Below are 14,379 nucleotides of genomic sequence, written 5' to 3'. Positions count from 1 at the left end.
AGAGTTTTCTCAGTCGATTTTTTCAAAAAGCGGGATATGAACATCATCCTGCTGCTCAAAGATGACCTTCACCTTATCGCCAATATCCACCTGCTGCGGATCGCAGTTGATGATATTGGTGGTCAGGTAAACACCGGGGGCACCATCCAGCTCTACACGGGCGATGGCAAAGGGCACTTCCATTTTCGGATGCCACTTCTGGTAGTTCAGGGTAAAGGTATCCACGACGCCGGTGCCGGCGACGGCTTTGGCAGCCACGTTTTCCGACAGACAGTGACGACATACGGGGCGTGGCGGATGGAAAAACTGGTTACAGTCGTTGCAGTGATGAATTCGCAACTCACCTTCTGCACCACCGGTCCAGAAATCGCGGTTGATCGAATCCAGTCGTGGCAGAGCTCTGCTCATATCAGACATCCCACTTCAGATAAACTTCATTGGGACCCCACACATGACCGCCGTGATAGGTGAGCGGCTTATCGGGATCCAGTCGAAACTCCGGCAGTCGCGCCATCATCTCTTCGTACAAAATATTCAGCTCGATGCGCGCCAGGTGTGAACCCAGGCAACGGTGCGGACCGGCACCGAAAGCGATGTGCGGCTTGCCTTCGCGATTCGCATCAAATACTTCCGGATTTGGATACTCGGCTGCATCCAGGTCGGCACCCGGCAGAAACAGCAGCGCCATTTCGCCCTTCTTCATCTGTACACCCTGGAACTCGCAATCCTCGGCGACAAAACGCGGCGGCAGCGTGAAGGTGTAGCGACGCAACATCTCTTCGGTCAGGTCACTGGTCTTTTCCGGATGAGCGCGCATCTCGGCCTGCAACTGCGGGTTCTTCGCCAGGTGAACAGCACCCAGGGCCATGCCGTTGACAACGGTATCGAGACCGGCGGTAAACAGCATTACCGCGTAGTTTTCGATGTCGTGCAGCGTGGCTTTCTGGCCATTGAATTCCGAATCCCACAGCAGCGAGATCAGATCATTCTGCGGATTGTCCTTACGCTCCAGAATGGCATCGCGCATGACATCCGCCACCTTGCGCAAGCGCGCCTGGATCAGCTGTGGATCCTTATCGGTCTGGGCGAAATGCTCCTCCACCAGATCCCGGTATTCACGCTGACGATCCACCGGCAGGCCGAACATCTGCAGGAAGATGGTCACCGGCATAGGCTCGGAAATATCTTTCACAAACGCGCAGCCGCCCTGCGGCTTGACCTTTTCGATCAGCTCCACCGCCAGTGCCCGAATGTTGTCCTTGAGGACATTCATCGCTTTCGGCGAAAACGCTTTCTGCAACGGGTTACGGTAAACCGCGTGGTGGGGCGGATCGAAAGTGATTGGCGCCGGGATCAGGGGCTTGGGAGCACCTTCCGGCAGCGACTCGATAATCGCCTGCAACTGCTCAAAGGAGATCGGCGCGTTACTGAAGCGCTCCGTATCACGGGAGGCTTCAAACACAGCGTTATGGCTCCGGAGCACCCAGTGCCCGCCCTGGCGCGGCGTCCAGAAAACCCCGGGGGCCTCTTTTGCCACCTGCAACGCACGACCGTGCGCATCCTGCAGTACGCCGGGATCGGCGTAGTAATCCAGATCGTAAACCAGCGCCTCGGGTACGTGCGCCGGTCTTTCGACAAGGGGACTTAGTACTGGCTGAACCATAACGAACTCCTTATCAGGCATATTGCGGCCGAGTCACCAGCCGAAGCGCAAAACGCCCCGAAAACGGGGCGGAATGCTTGCACTGCTTAAACCGAGTATCGAACGTCGTCTTACTTCTTGCCCATCATGGCTGCCAGGTCAATCTGACCGGTAGTCACAGCACCCATGAAGCCGCCGTCAGCAGGCAGCACCACACCGTTAACGATGGTGGCGATGTCGCTGTTGAGGAAGATCAGGGCGTTGGCCTGCTCCTCAGGGGTGGAGTAACGGCCGATTGGCTGCATGGCTACATCCACAGCATCGCCCGCGGCTTCGCGGAAGTGCTTCATCATTGGGGTCTGGGTTGGGCTGGGCAGGGTGCAGTTGATGCGGATGCCCTTCTTGATCAGGGAGGCACAGGAGAGCATGGTCCAGACAATGACAGCTTCCTTGGAAGTGCTGTAGCCATCACGGACTTCGTCCATCTTGCCTTCACACCAGTCCAGTGCGCCCTGGTAACCCTGCTGGGAGATCAGCTCCATCAGCACAGGTACACGACGGCTCCAGCCCAGACCGCCAGTGGAAGAGATGCTGGCAATGGCACCGCCCTCACCCATCAATTCCAGTACTTTTTCAGTCAGGTGACGGGTACCGATGAAGTTTACGCGCATCACGTCCATGGCAGGAGCGGTCTGGGGCAGGCCGGCACAGTTGAACAGTGCATCGATCTTGCCACCCACGTTGGCAACAGCCGCGTCAATGGTGGCCGGATCGCGCAGGTCTACCAGGTTGAAGGAGGCCAGCTCCAGTGAAGTCTCTTTGAAGTCAAAACCGTGGACTTCAGCACCCAGCTCAACCAGTTTGCGAGCTGTCGCTTCACCCATACCGGAAAAACAGCCGCTGACGATTACGCGCTTGCCTTTATATCCCAGGATATCCATCACCTCTCCTCAATATCGTTAGATTTAGATAAAACAGATCTGATTATTCAGGGTGGCACCGCGGCTGCAGCGCCACTCCGGGTTATTCTTCGATGATCTCGATGATTTTTTCAGGGCAGGATCTGGCACCGCGGCGCGCCAGCTCTTCCATGCCTTCCGGCACGTCGATCTCGCTCACGGCGATGTAGCCCTCGTCGTCCAGCTGGAACAGCACTTCCGAAATAGCCGCGCAGCGGGCGTTACCTACACAGGCGTCTTTATCGATTCGGATTTTCACGGCAGACCTCCGGCTTTCTTGCTACAGGCAGGCCACATCCGGATGCTGGCCACAGGCCCATTATTCGCGTTATTATACATCAATGCTGTTCAATAGCAATTTGCTATCCAGCAGCGCTGTTCAATAAACAACCACTCTCAGCGCCGCCGCAAGACAGCAAAGTTTTATATCAACAAGGCCCAGAATAGCAAAGATAATACAGCCTCTCCTCCCGCACCGCGGGACGCCAACAGGGGCCGCCAATCGGGCCTGGATACCCGGCGCGATACTGCCCTGCCCCGGAAATTCTGGCCCCGCCGGATGACCAACCGGTGACAGGGTCCCGGAAAACGCACAGGACAATAAAAGACATGGCACTCTACACCACCGTTCACTTGCACAACGTTAATCCCGGACACGAACAGGACTACGCCAACTGGTTCGATGGCGACCACCAGACCGAACTGTCACGCCTGCGGGGCTTTCGCGGGGCGCAGCGCTTTGAAGTCACCAAAGAGCAGATGATGCCGGATATCCCCCAGCCCTGGCGCTACATGACCATCTACGACTTCGACACCGAAACCCCGGAAATTGACCTGCCAGCCCTGGCTCCCCTGCTGGCCAACGTGCGCGATCTGGGCTGGACCGCCACCGATACCACTGAACGCCTCTACACCTACAAGCTGTTCGGCGACTGGAAAAGCAGTCCCAACCACCAGAAAGACCAGCCCCTGTCCGGTGTCAGCATCCTGTTTGGCAACTATGTAATCGGCCGCTACGACGAATACCAGGACTGGTACGAGAACACCCACAGCATTGAAGTCATCAACGTCCCCGGCCATGTGGCCATGAAGCGTGGCGAGCTGTGCGACGTGCAGCTGGAGCCCAAACACTACTGCCCCGGTGACCAGCTGGTGCTCTGCGCCCAGCAGAGTGATGACCTGATGTTCACCATGCGCGACTTCAGTGCCCGTGCCCGCGGCGTCAGCCCCAGCGGCGTTGCCATGAAGCCCCGCGACCAGCAGGCCGGCTCCTTTGCCCGCACAGTGCACTACTTCAAGCTGTGTAGCGGCGAGCAGCGCTGGCCGGGCGGCATCGCCTACGCCGGTGACATGAGCGTCTATGAGCAGAACGACTGACCGAAAAAACTGATAAAAACCCGACCGGGGCAGTACACTGCTCCGGCAATTTCAGAGTGGGAGTGAGTACAACATGTCCAAAGTGATTGTGATCACCGGCGCCGGCGTCGGTCTGGGACGTGCCCTGGCACGCCGATTCGCCCAAGAGGGCCATAAAGTAGTTCTGCTGGGCCGCACCCTGTCCAAGGTAGAAGCTGCGGCTGCCGAAATTGGCGACAACGCCATGGCGCTCAAGTGCGATGTGGGCAATGCCGACTCCGTGCGTGAAGCCTTCGCCGCCATCGCTGAAGCCCATGGCAAGGTGGACGTGCTGATCAACAACGCCGCCGTGTTTGAACCCTTTTTGCTGGAAAACGCCAAGGATGAGCAGATTATCTCTGCCGTCATGACCAACCTGGCGGGCTCCATGTTTACCTGCCGCGCCGCCACCCCGCTGATGGGTGCGGGTAGCCACATTTTCAACATCACCAGCGAATCCGTCGAGGTGGAATTCCCCCACCTGTCGGTGTACCAGGCCACCAAAGCCGGCGTCGAGCGCCTGAGCAAAAGCCTGGTGAGCGAGCTGGAGCCCCAGGGCATCCGCGTTACCAACGTACGCGCCGGCCAGATGTACGAGCCCGGCAAAACCTGGGACGCCAACCCGGAAGACCAGATGGCCTTCGCCAAGGCAGCCATGGAGCGCGGCCTCAACCTGCGCGCCCGCCCCCTGTCCCAGTTCGACTCCGTGGTTGAGGCCTTTGTCGCCCTGTTGAACCTGCCGGCTGACGTACACGCCAGCACCATCGCCCTGCAGGGCCGCAAAGCCGACTGAAAACAGGACTCACCATGAGCGAAACCTTTGATTTTGTAGCCGTGGGCAGTGGCCCCGGCGCCCTCTGCGCGGCACTTGCACTGCGCGCTGCGGGTAAAACCGTACTGGTACTGGAAAAAGCCGACCTCGTGGGCGGCACTACCGCCACCTCCGGCGGCGTTATGTGGATTCCCAACAACCGCTATATGAAAGCCGCCGGCGTGGCCGACAGCCGCGAGCAGGCACTCAGCTACATGAACGCGGTAGTGGGCGACTCCGGTGACGCCCCCGGCGCCACTCCGGCACGCCAGGAGACTTACATCGACAAGGCGCCGGAGATGCTGGAATTCCTCATCTCCCAGGGCCTGCAATTCCGCCGTATTCCCAACTGGCCGGACTACGTGGACGCCCCCGGGCAACAGGAGGGCGGGCGCACCGTTATCTCCGAACTGTTTGACCTGAAAAAGCTGGGCCCCTGGAAGGCCAGGCTGCGCAAGGGCTTTATCCCCATTCCCGCCTATATCGAAGAGGCGATGGAACTGCCCTACGTATTCAAGCGCAAGCAGAGCACCCAGGCACTGTGGAAGATCCTTGGCCGCACTTTCGGCTCAATGCTGAAGGGGCAACGTCTGGCCACCGCCGGTCAGGCACTGGCAGCCCAGCTGCTGCACGCGGCACTGGAAGCCGGCGCGCAGGTGCGGGTCAATTGCGGCGTGAAAGAGCTGATTGTGGAAGATGGCCGTGTCACCGGCGTGGTGGCCGATTGCGACGGCAAGGAGACCCGAATCATTGCCAGCAGCGGCGTACTGATCAATGCCGGCGGTTTTGCCAAAAACCAGGCCATGCTGGACCAGTACATCCCGGGCACCAAAGCGGAGTGGTCCGGCACCATCGCCGAGGACACCGGCGACCTGATTCTCGCCGGCCAGCGCATTGGCGCAGCCCTGGCACAGATGGATCAGCGTGTCGGCTACCCCTCAGTACTGACCCCCGCCAAGCCCGATTACCCCACCTTCATGCAGGGCGACATGGCCAAGCCCCACTCCATTACCGTGGACCATGAGGGTAAGCGCTTTATGTGCGAGGCTGCCTCCTACGCCACGCTGTCCAAAGGCATCTGGGAACACCACCGCAATGCGTCCGCCATGCAGGCCTGGATGGTGGTGGACAGCCAGTATGCCAGCCGTTACTCCATTGCCGGCGGTCGCGGCAAGAAGTTGCAGGCGTGGGTGGAAGCCGGCTTTATCAAAAAGGGCGAAACCCTGTCCGAGCTGGCCGCCGCCTGTAATATCGATGGCGCCAACCTGGAAGCCACCGTGGCCCGCTTTAACGGCTTTGTGGCCAACAACCGTGACGAAGATTTCGGCCGCGGCAGCCACGTCTACCAGAACTGGCTGGGTGACGCCCTGGCAGAGAAGTCGACAACCCTGGGCTCGCTGAGTCAGGGTCCGTACTATGCCGTGCCTGTCTACCCGGGTGATGTAAGCACCTACGGTGGCCTGGTAACCGACAGCGACGCCCGTGTCCTGCGGGAAGACGGCTCGGTGATTGAGGGTCTCTACGCCACCGGTGTCTCCACCGCTTCGGTGATGGGCAAAGGCTGTACCGGCGCCGGTGCCAGTATCGGCCCTTCCATTACCTGGGGTTATGTGGCGGCGCAACATGTACTGAACAACACAGAGGCCGGTTAAACGGCCCGATTAAACTAAACTCATTAACTACACAACTTCACACACAAATCGTGTCTCATGGTTACGCGTGATATTTGAGGAGATCACAATGGATAAGCTGCAAGACGCCCTGCTGTACATCAACGGCGAAATGCGCCCGGCAGGTAACGGCGCCTTTTACGACAACATCAACCCCTGGACCGGTAAGCCCTGTGGCCAGGCCGCTGATGCCACCGCCGACGACGTAGACGCGGCCATCGCCTGTGCCCGTGACGCCTTCGATAACACCGACTGGGCCACCAACCACGACGCCCGTGTTGCGGCTGTAACCAAATACGTGGAAGTGCTGTGTGCCAACCGCGACAAGCTGATGCAGATCGCTCGCCTGGAAGCCGGTTCCGCCATTGGTGCTGCCGCCCGCGCCCAGATCGACGGTGCCCTGAACGGTGCCAAGGACCTGCTGAAGTGCTGGGAAAAAGTGGAGCTGGTTGAAGACCTGGGCATCAAGAACGAAGGCTACGACACCAAGCGCATCGTACGTCGTGAAGCCACCGGTGTGGTGGGTGCCATCACCCCGTGGAACGTACCCCTGTACGTTAACGTGGGCAAAGTCATCGCCGCGCTGCTGGCCGGCTGTACTGTCGTCCTCAAGCCTGCGCCTGACACCCCGCTGATGGGCACCATCATGGGTGAGCTGGCCATTGAGTCCGGCCTGCCAGCCGGTGTCTTCAACGTTATCACCTCTGCCGATCCCGCCATGGCCGGTGAGATGCTGACTAAGGATCCCCGCGTTGACCTGATCTCCTTCACCGGCTCCACCGCTGTGGGCAAGATCATCATGAAGAACGGTGCCGACACCCTCAAGCGCGTATTCCTGGAGCTGGGTGGCAAGTCTGCGTTCATCGTGCTGGATGACGCCGAGAACTTCCCGATGACAGTAATGGGTTCCATGGTGGTATTCCACGCCGGTCAGGGCTGTGCCTACCCAACCCGCCTGCTGGTACCGAAAAGCCGTTACGAAGAGGCCGTTGGCGCTCTGCAGATGGCCTACGCCGGCTTTGCCGACAAGTGGGGCAAGTTCGACGAGCCTACCTGCATCATGGGTCCACTGATCTCCAAGAAGCAGCTGGGTCGCGTGTCCGAGTACCTGGAAATCGGCAAGCAAGAAGCTCGTCTGCTGGCTGGCGGTAACGTGCGTACCGATATGGGTGAAGGTTTCGAAGGCGGTTTCTTCGTTGAGCCCACCTGCTTCGTGGACGCCACCAACGACATGCGTATCGCCCGTGAAGAGATCTTCGGCCCTGTGCTGGTCGTAATCCCCTTCGAAGACGATGATGATGCCGTACGCATCGCCAACGACAGCGTCTACGGCCTGGGTGGCGCCATCTTCGGCTCTACCGAGCGCGCAGTAAAAGTTGCCGAGCGTATCCGCGCCGGCGCGCTGTCTGTGAACGGCGGTGTGAGCATCACCGGTGACCTGCCCTTCGGTGGCTACAAGCAGTCCGGTATGGGCCGCGAGTGGGGCGTTGAAGGTATCGTTGAGTTTATGGAAATCAAAGCCATCGGTATCCGCGCTTCCTGATCTCTGTAATCCCTTCGGGCATTACGAAAAAGGCGACCTCCGGGTCGCCTTTTTTGTGCCTGTCCGGTCCTTCAGTGGGGAAACTTCAGGGTATTTGCCCTTTAGTGGCAAAACTTCAGGGTATTTGCCCCTCAGTGGGGAAACTTCAGGGTATTTGCCCTTTAGTGGCAAAACTTCAGGGTATTTGCCCCTCAGTGGGGAAACTTCAGGGTATTTGCCCTTTAGTGGCAAAACTTCAGGGTATTTGCCCCTCAGTGGGGAAACTTCAGGGTATTTTCCAGCCGGGCGATTTCCTCTTCACTGAGGGCCGTCATGGTGTCGCCACTGCGGCGCAGCTCCTCCACTGTCTGCTCGGCACGCTGGCGCGCTTCTGTATCCGGGTCCGGGGCACCGGCCTGATACTCCATTCTCGCCGGGATGGCATAGCCGGTACCCGCCGCGGAGAGGATATCCAGCACCCTCAGCTGGATATCCTCCACCACGGATTTGTAGATATTGATATCCGTGGTCTCGATATAACAGTGCAACTCCACCTGCAGGGCGTAGTCGACAAAGCCGGTAAAGTTCACCCGCAGCGGCGCGGCCTCCACCATCTCGTGAGCGCACAACAGCTTGCGAATTTCCCGCACCACACAGCGGATCTGGTCAGGGGAAGTGTGGCAATGCAATGGCAGGTGCCGATGGAAACGAAAGCGCTGGCGCTGGGAAATATTCTCGATCTGCAGGTTGGACAGTTCCGCATTGGTGACAATCACCAGGGTGTTTTCCAGGGTGCGGATTTTGGTGGCGCGCAAACCGATCTCCTCCACGGTACCGGTGCGAGAGCCAATTTTGCAGAAGTCCCCCACCCGCACAGGTGCCGCGAGGTACAGCGTCAGTGCGCCGATAAAGTTCTCGATGGACTTTTGCGTGGCCAGTGCCAGGGCAATACCGCCGATACCCAGCCCCGCCAACACAGTGGTAACGCTGAAGCCAATATTGTCCAGCCATACCACCAGCACCACAAACACCAGCAGGATATTGAACGCCGTAAGCAGCGGTCGCAGCAGTACCACACTCTGCTCGCGCCCACGCGCCAGCAGTTTGCTGCTCCAGTATTCACGGAACAGGCCCACCAGTCGGATAAGCACCCACAGGATCACCAGATAGTAGAGCGTGCCGCCATTCACAAACGCCTGGGTGGCCAGAGACGGCCTCAGAATATCGAAATTGACCCGTACCGAGCCAACGATCAGCAGCAGGCACAGGGGCCCACGTACAAACGCGGCCACCAGAACCGCCATATCGGTGTGGCGCCGGCGAATGATCCAGCCCAGCAGGAAACACACAGGCACCATGATCGCAGCCGCCAGTGTAATCATCAGCAGCAGTAATACCCACTGCCACAACTCCATGCCAAAGAATTTCCATTCCGGCAGCACCGTCACCAGCTTTTCACCCAGCGGCCCATAACCCCGGGCTTCATACAGCAGCGGGATAATGCTCACGGTTTTGGAGGAGAAGACCCAGACAAAGATGCCATCGTTGCGGGGTACATGCTGCAGGAGAATATCGTACTTGCGCCCGTTGGCTTCCACCTCCCCCACCAGGTCGCGATAGGAGGGCAGGCCATCGTCACTGTGACCCTCGGGGCTGGTGCTGAGCAGGTCCATCTCCACCCACAGCGCCCGGTCCAGCACAACCTTTAACTGGCGAGCCAACTCCGGCCCATCAGCAACCGACAGCCCGGATGGCAGGTTGCGCAGGTCCAGGTAGTTGGCGGCACGTGCAAAGTCATCCTCCCGCACAGCCCGAAAGAATCCCTCCACCGCACGGCGAGGCACACCCCGGTCAAACTCGTCGTCCGGACCTGCCTTTACCAGTTTACGGGGAGTATCGCCGGCGGAATCCCCCGCAGACTTGTGGTCATCCGCGATGATCTCGGTGAAGGCCGGTGCGCCAGTCTCTTCTGCCAATGCACCGTTCCACACCACCACACTGCACAGGACAGCGAGCAGCAGACATCTGACCAAGACTCCCTTCTTCACACAACTTCCCCGTTACTGTGATTACTGTACCGGGAATATAGCACTGCGGCGGAAACCGCGTCACCGCCAGCCGCAATTGCGGTGCGCCCTCACCGCCTTGCCGCAGCCACAAAAAAAGCGGCTCACGCCGCTTTTACGAACCGTTACAACGTCAATACTCCAGCTGCAATTGCGCCACATCTGCCACCAGCGGCATCATGGCGCCGCCGGCAGCCTGGTGAGCCGGATGCTGGAGATAACTCTGGTAATCCGCCACCGAGTTGAAGTCGGCAAACACACCGTAGCTGTATTTGCCGCCGCTGACCCCGGCGTCCCTGCCATGCACCAGTGACACCAATTCGGGAATTGCCGCCGGCAGGGCATCCAGTTTTGCCGCCAGTGCCTGTACCATTTCTTCATTGGCACTGTCGTTAAATTTGATCAAGACCACATGTCGCAACATCACTCTCACTCCATTATTGTATTGGCGGTATCAGCAGGTACTTTAACAGCGCCACGACCACAGCCAAACTTAATCCGCAACCATGTTCGCATGGAGCAAATACTCCTCAGGGCAAACCCATGATCAATCCTGTCACCGGCTTCAATCCGGATTACAGCGAACAAGCCCCCAGCGCCCCGGAGCTGGCGGCCCTGCCGGGCCCGGTGCTGGTAGAGTTTGGCACCCCCTGGTGCGGACACTGCGGGGCGGCGGCCAACGCAGTCCGGGAGTTCATGGCGGACCACCCACAGATGCCGCACATCAAGATCTACGACGGCAAGGGAAAAGCGCTGGGACGCCATTTCCGCGTCAAGCTGTGGCCCACCCTGATCGTCCTGCACGATGGCGTGGAAACAGCCCGTGTGGTGCGCCCGACCTCTGTCAGCCAGCTGCGTCAGTTGCTGCTACAAGCCGGCATCCCACACACCAGCCATCGCAGAAGCGCGCGCCGACCGCTACAATGGCGTCTCGCGCGGCAATACCGCCGCCCCGCACACCCTGCAGGCAACTCCCTTGACTCCACTTCCCTTTACCAAACTCCCCCTCGCTCCGGAACTGCAGGCCACCCTGTCTGACCTCGGCTACCACACCATGACACCGGTTCAGGCCCAAAGCCTGCCGCAGGTTCTGGCAGGCCGCGACATCATCGCGCAGGCCAAAACCGGATCCGGCAAAACCGCTGCGTTTGGCCTCGGCCTGCTGGCCAAACTGGAGGTCAAACGTTTTTGTGTGCAGTCGCTGGTGCTCTGCCCCACCCGGGAGCTGGCGGATCAGGTCGCCAACGAGATCCGCAAACTGGCGCGCGGCATCCACAACATCAAGGTGCTGACCCTCTGCGGCGGACAGCCCTTCGGCCCTCAACTGGGCTCCCTGGAGCATGGGGCACACATTATTGTCGGCACCCCCGGACGGGTGGAAGAACATCTGCGCAAGGCGTCCCTGAGTCTGGCACAGGTAGACACCCTGGTCCTGGACGAGGCGGACCGGATGCTGGAGATGGGCTTTCAGGCCTCCCTGGATGCCATCGTCGAACAGACGCCGGCCAAACGTCAGACGCTGCTGTTCAGCGCCACCTATCCGACGCAGATCGAAGCTATCGCGCAACGCATCCTGCGCGAGCCCGTGCGGGTTGAAGTGGAGGAGCAGCACAATGCCGACAGCATCGAACAGCACTTCTACAACATCAATGACGAAGCCCAGCGCCTACTGGCCACTCGCTTGTTGTTGCTGCAGTTCTCTCCGGAATCGGCCATGGTGTTTGCCAACACCAAGAAAGAAGTACAGGAACTGTGCGACACCCTCTGCGCGCACGGTTTCAGTGCCGCCGCTTTGCACGGTGACATGGAGCAGAGAGACCGCGATCAGACACTGATTCAGTTTGGCAACAAAAGTGTATCGATTCTGGTGGCCACCGATGTCGCCGCCCGCGGTCTGGACATCAGCGCTGTGGACCTGGTGATCAACTATCATCTGGCACGCGACAGCGAAGTGCACGTCCATCGGGTGGGCCGTACCGGACGCGGCGGCAGTCGCGGCATCGCCTGTTCCCTGTTCAGCGACAAGGAGCATTACAAGCTGATGCTGTTGCAGGACTACCTCGGTCACGACATTGCCGGAGAAACCCTGCCTGACGAATCCATACTCAGAAAGCCACCGCGCCAGGCGGCCATGACGACACTGCAAATTGATGGTGGTAAAAAGCAGAAAATCCGTCCCGGCGACATTCTCGGCGCACTCACCGGGGAAGGCGGCATCGACGGCGATCAGGTGGGCAAAATCAATATGGCCCCCATGCGTTCCTATGTCGCCGTCAAACGTGAAGTAGCGAAAAAAGCGTTAAAGATCCTGAACGAAGGTAAATTGAAAGGCCGCAGTTGTCGCGCGCGCATTATCAGCCAGCGCTGACTGTCGTCTTTATAGGGGAAAAGTCAGTAATTCCTGCAAGCCCTGAAACGAAAGCGGATCACTCCTCCGGACTTACCGTCCGTCGCTGTATCTCTTCGGCATAGGCCGGGTTGGCCCCGGCACTGACCAGCAGGCTTTTGAGGAAAGGGCTTTCCTCAAAAGCCGGCACCGCAGCATCGATGGCGGCAGCCCGCTCCCGCAGGCCCTCCCGGTATTCGCTGTGGGTAAAAATATAGAGCCAGTTGTGCTCGATCCCCTTACGCACAATCTCGCCCGCCTCGTCGGCGGTCATCAACATCTTCTGTACCGCTGCTGCACTGTCGCTGAGGGTGCCCGGCTGGCTTGAGCCGTAACCGGAGCCGGCATAGGTGGCCGGGCGATTGCGCACCGCCATGCCAATGCCGGATTGCACAGGGCCGGGGCAGAAGACCGATACCCCCACACCCCTGGGCTCCAGTTCACTGCGCAGGGACTCACTCATCCCCACCAGCGCCGATTTTGTAGTGACGTAAATAGCGGCGCCAGGATGAGGCAGGATGCCGGAGGTGGAGGAGGTATTCACAATATGTCCCCCCTCGCCGTGCGCCAGAATCTTTGGCAACACGATGACAACCCCATTGATGGCGCCCACCAGATTGACATTGATTACCCAGTCCCAATCACTGAAGCTGGCTTGCGCTGCCGGGCCGGACACCAGTACACCGGCATTATTGACCAGCAGATGTATGTTGCCGAACTGCTGCTCCACCGCGTCGGCAAATGCCATGTAGGCATCACGGTCGGTCACATCCAGTTGCCAGGTCAGAATGCCCGCGCTGGAACCAAACTCCTCCGCAGTACGCTCCAGCGCATCGGCTTGTATATCGGCAATGGCCACATTCATGCCCGCGCGATAGAGCGCCCTGACGATGCCCAGGCCAATGCCGGAGGCGCCACCGGTAACAATGGCGGTCTTCCCTGATAAATTTTCCATAGTCCTTTTCATTACTGCCAAATCAAATTCCAGTTACCCGCCACCAGATTCCGCCAGGCAGCGAGGTTAAACGGCCACAACGACCGCTGATCAAAACTGCGGCGGTCAGGAGGGCGGCTTTCCGGCCCGTATCGCCTCCATGGTCGTCTCACCAAAAAACTCATCCATAAAGTCAAAGCCCTGGGAGTGATCCTGACCGCCATCCACCGAAATCGTCTGTCCGGTGACCCAACCGGATTCCGGCCCCACCAGAAAACGAATCACACGGGCAATATCCAGTGGCTCGCCGATGCGCCCCAGCGGTGTTGCCCGGGCGTTGTATTCCACCATTTTTTGCATGCCCGGGTCCGCGGCACTTTCCGGTGACAATGTCATTCCCGGGCGTACCGCATTGATGCGGATACCCGCCCCGCCCAGCTCAAACGCTGCCGCCCTGACAAAACGCTCCAGCGCCGCTTTCATCGCTGCATAAACCGACAGCCCCCAGAAAGTCTGGCTCACGCCGGAGGTGGAGATGCAGGCAATGGCGCCACCATTACTGAGCAGTGGCACACCATAGCGCACCATCAGGAAGGCACTCATAAAGTTCAGGTCAAAATCCCGCTGTACACTTTTGCGGTTGTACATCAGCAAGGGCTTGAGACCCGGTAAGCCAACCGCAGGTACGAGTATGTCCAGATGGCCATCCAGATCGTGGGCAAACTGCAACGCTGCCTGCACCTGCGCCTCGTCAGCCGCATCACCGGTGAAGGTTTCGACAATACCTCCCGGAACCTGTTGCAGTAACTGCCCACGCGCCTGCTGCAGTGCGTCCGTGCGTCGCCCGGTGATCACAACGACAGCACCATCCTCAAGCAGCAGTTGGGCGGTGGCCAGGCCTATCCCCTGCCCACCACCGGTGATTAGTGCTGTTTTTCCTGTCAGTGGCTTACTGTTCATAACTCCTCCTGAAAGCTGTAACCGGCGATCCCTT

At 59.3% G+C, this 14,379-nt stretch carries 14 protein-coding genes; 6 read left to right on the top strand and 8 right to left on the bottom strand.

Annotated elements, in window-relative coordinates:
* Nucleotides 1–9: 9 nt before the first annotated feature.
* The 4 genes from GSF27_RS11725 to GSF27_RS11710 form a co-directional block, all read right to left on the bottom strand.
* The gene (locus GSF27_RS11725; RefSeq protein WP_160969233.1) at nucleotides 10–408 is read right to left on the bottom strand and encodes a Zn-ribbon domain-containing OB-fold protein; all 399 of its coding nucleotides are present in this window, start codon (nucleotides 406–408) and stop codon (nucleotides 10–12) included.
* A 1-nt stretch (nucleotide 409) separates the two neighbouring features.
* The gene (locus GSF27_RS11720; RefSeq protein WP_160969231.1) at nucleotides 410–1,663 is read right to left on the bottom strand and encodes a cytochrome P450; all 1,254 of its coding nucleotides are present in this window, start codon (nucleotides 1,661–1,663) and stop codon (nucleotides 410–412) included.
* A gap of 110 nt (nucleotides 1,664–1,773) precedes the next feature.
* On the bottom strand, nucleotides 1,774–2,583 hold the full coding sequence (locus GSF27_RS11715) for a coniferyl-alcohol dehydrogenase (RefSeq protein WP_202410411.1): 810 nt from the start codon (nucleotides 2,581–2,583) through the stop codon (nucleotides 1,774–1,776).
* Nucleotides 2,584–2,665: 82 nt separating this feature from the next.
* On the bottom strand, nucleotides 2,666–2,860 hold the full coding sequence (locus GSF27_RS11710; RefSeq protein WP_160969227.1) for a ferredoxin: 195 nt from the start codon (nucleotides 2,858–2,860) through the stop codon (nucleotides 2,666–2,668).
* A gap of 350 nt (nucleotides 2,861–3,210) precedes the next feature.
* Between GSF27_RS11710 and GSF27_RS11705 the strand changes: the two genes are divergently transcribed.
* From GSF27_RS11705 to GSF27_RS11690, 4 genes are all read left to right on the top strand, one after another.
* On the top strand, nucleotides 3,211–3,978 hold the full coding sequence (locus GSF27_RS11705) for a hypothetical protein (protein WP_160969225.1): 768 nt from the start codon (nucleotides 3,211–3,213) through the stop codon (nucleotides 3,976–3,978).
* 73 nt (nucleotides 3,979–4,051) lie between these two features.
* On the top strand, nucleotides 4,052–4,789 hold the full coding sequence (locus tag GSF27_RS11700) for an SDR family oxidoreductase (protein WP_160969223.1): 738 nt from the start codon (nucleotides 4,052–4,054) through the stop codon (nucleotides 4,787–4,789).
* 14 nt (nucleotides 4,790–4,803) lie between these two features.
* Nucleotides 4,804–6,459, top strand: a complete 1,656-nt coding sequence (locus GSF27_RS11695) for an FAD-dependent oxidoreductase (protein ID WP_160969221.1) — start codon at nucleotides 4,804–4,806, stop codon at nucleotides 6,457–6,459.
* 88 nt (nucleotides 6,460–6,547) lie between these two features.
* Entirely contained in the window at nucleotides 6,548–8,020 is a 1,473-nt protein-coding gene (locus tag GSF27_RS11690) for an aldehyde dehydrogenase family protein (protein WP_160969219.1), read from the top strand.
* 251 nt (nucleotides 8,021–8,271) lie between these two features.
* Here GSF27_RS11690 and GSF27_RS11685 read toward each other — a convergent pair whose 3' ends face one another.
* Nucleotides 8,272–10,032 (bottom strand): mechanosensitive ion channel family protein, encoded by a 1,761-nt coding sequence (locus GSF27_RS11685; protein WP_160969217.1) that lies wholly within the window; start codon nucleotides 10,030–10,032, stop codon nucleotides 8,272–8,274.
* 166 nt (nucleotides 10,033–10,198) lie between these two features.
* Complete coding sequence (locus GSF27_RS11680) at nucleotides 10,199–10,489, bottom strand: Dabb family protein (RefSeq protein ID WP_237457535.1); 291 nt, start codon at nucleotides 10,487–10,489, stop codon at nucleotides 10,199–10,201.
* 119 nt (nucleotides 10,490–10,608) lie between these two features.
* Here GSF27_RS11680 and GSF27_RS17895 point away from each other — a divergent pair, with 119 nt between their 5' ends.
* Both GSF27_RS17895 and dbpA read left to right on the top strand, forming a co-directional pair.
* Nucleotides 10,609–11,103 carry a thioredoxin family protein gene (locus GSF27_RS17895; protein ID WP_160969213.1) on the top strand — a complete coding sequence of 165 codons (495 nt, stop codon included), beginning with the start codon at nucleotides 10,609–10,611 and terminating at the stop codon, nucleotides 11,101–11,103.
* A complete protein-coding gene (gene dbpA, locus GSF27_RS11670; protein ID WP_237457521.1) occupies nucleotides 11,042–12,433 on the top strand; it encodes an ATP-dependent RNA helicase DbpA in 1,392 nt (463 codons plus the stop codon). The genes GSF27_RS17895 and dbpA overlap by 62 nt, the downstream gene beginning before the upstream one ends.
* Nucleotides 12,434–12,491: 58 nt before the next feature.
* Here the strand turns inward: dbpA and GSF27_RS11665 are convergent, their stop codons facing one another.
* On the bottom strand, nucleotides 12,492–13,406 hold the full coding sequence (locus GSF27_RS11665) for an SDR family NAD(P)-dependent oxidoreductase (RefSeq protein WP_160969209.1): 915 nt from the start codon (nucleotides 13,404–13,406) through the stop codon (nucleotides 12,492–12,494).
* Between the two features lie 105 nt (nucleotides 13,407–13,511).
* Complete coding sequence (locus GSF27_RS11660; protein ID WP_160969207.1) at nucleotides 13,512–14,345, bottom strand: SDR family NAD(P)-dependent oxidoreductase; 834 nt, start codon at nucleotides 14,343–14,345, stop codon at nucleotides 13,512–13,514.
* Between the last annotated feature and the right edge of the window lie 34 nt (nucleotides 14,346–14,379).

Source organism: Pseudomaricurvus sp. HS19 (assembly GCF_009857815.1).
Classification (GTDB): Bacteria; Pseudomonadota; Gammaproteobacteria; order Pseudomonadales; family Cellvibrionaceae; genus Pseudomaricurvus.
This window is presented reverse-complemented; position numbering and strand designations above follow the sequence as displayed.

Coding starts and splice junctions, on each gene's coding strand:
- GSF27_RS11725 (WP_160969233.1), bottom strand. CDS start 408: ATGAGCAGAGCTCTGCCACGACTGGATTCGATCAACCGCGATTTCTGG.
- GSF27_RS11695 (WP_160969221.1), top strand. CDS start 4,804: ATGAGCGAAACCTTTGATTTTGTAGCCGTGGGCAGTGGCCCCGGCGCC.
- GSF27_RS11705 (WP_160969225.1), top strand. CDS start 3,211: ATGGCACTCTACACCACCGTTCACTTGCACAACGTTAATCCCGGACAC.
- GSF27_RS11665 (WP_160969209.1), bottom strand. CDS start 13,406: ATGGAAAATTTATCAGGGAAGACCGCCATTGTTACCGGTGGCGCCTCC.
- GSF27_RS11680 (WP_237457535.1), bottom strand. CDS start 10,489: ATGTTGCGACATGTGGTCTTGATCAAATTTAACGACAGTGCCAATGAA.
- GSF27_RS11700 (WP_160969223.1), top strand. CDS start 4,052: ATGTCCAAAGTGATTGTGATCACCGGCGCCGGCGTCGGTCTGGGACGT.
- GSF27_RS11715 (WP_202410411.1), bottom strand. CDS start 2,583: ATGGATATCCTGGGATATAAAGGCAAGCGCGTAATCGTCAGCGGCTGT.
- GSF27_RS17895 (WP_160969213.1), top strand. CDS start 10,609: ATGATCAATCCTGTCACCGGCTTCAATCCGGATTACAGCGAACAAGCC.
- GSF27_RS11720 (WP_160969231.1), bottom strand. CDS start 1,663: ATGGTTCAGCCAGTACTAAGTCCCCTTGTCGAAAGACCGGCGCACGTA.
- GSF27_RS11660 (WP_160969207.1), bottom strand. CDS start 14,345: ATGAACAGTAAGCCACTGACAGGAAAAACAGCACTAATCACCGGTGGT.
- GSF27_RS11690 (WP_160969219.1), top strand. CDS start 6,548: ATGGATAAGCTGCAAGACGCCCTGCTGTACATCAACGGCGAAATGCGC.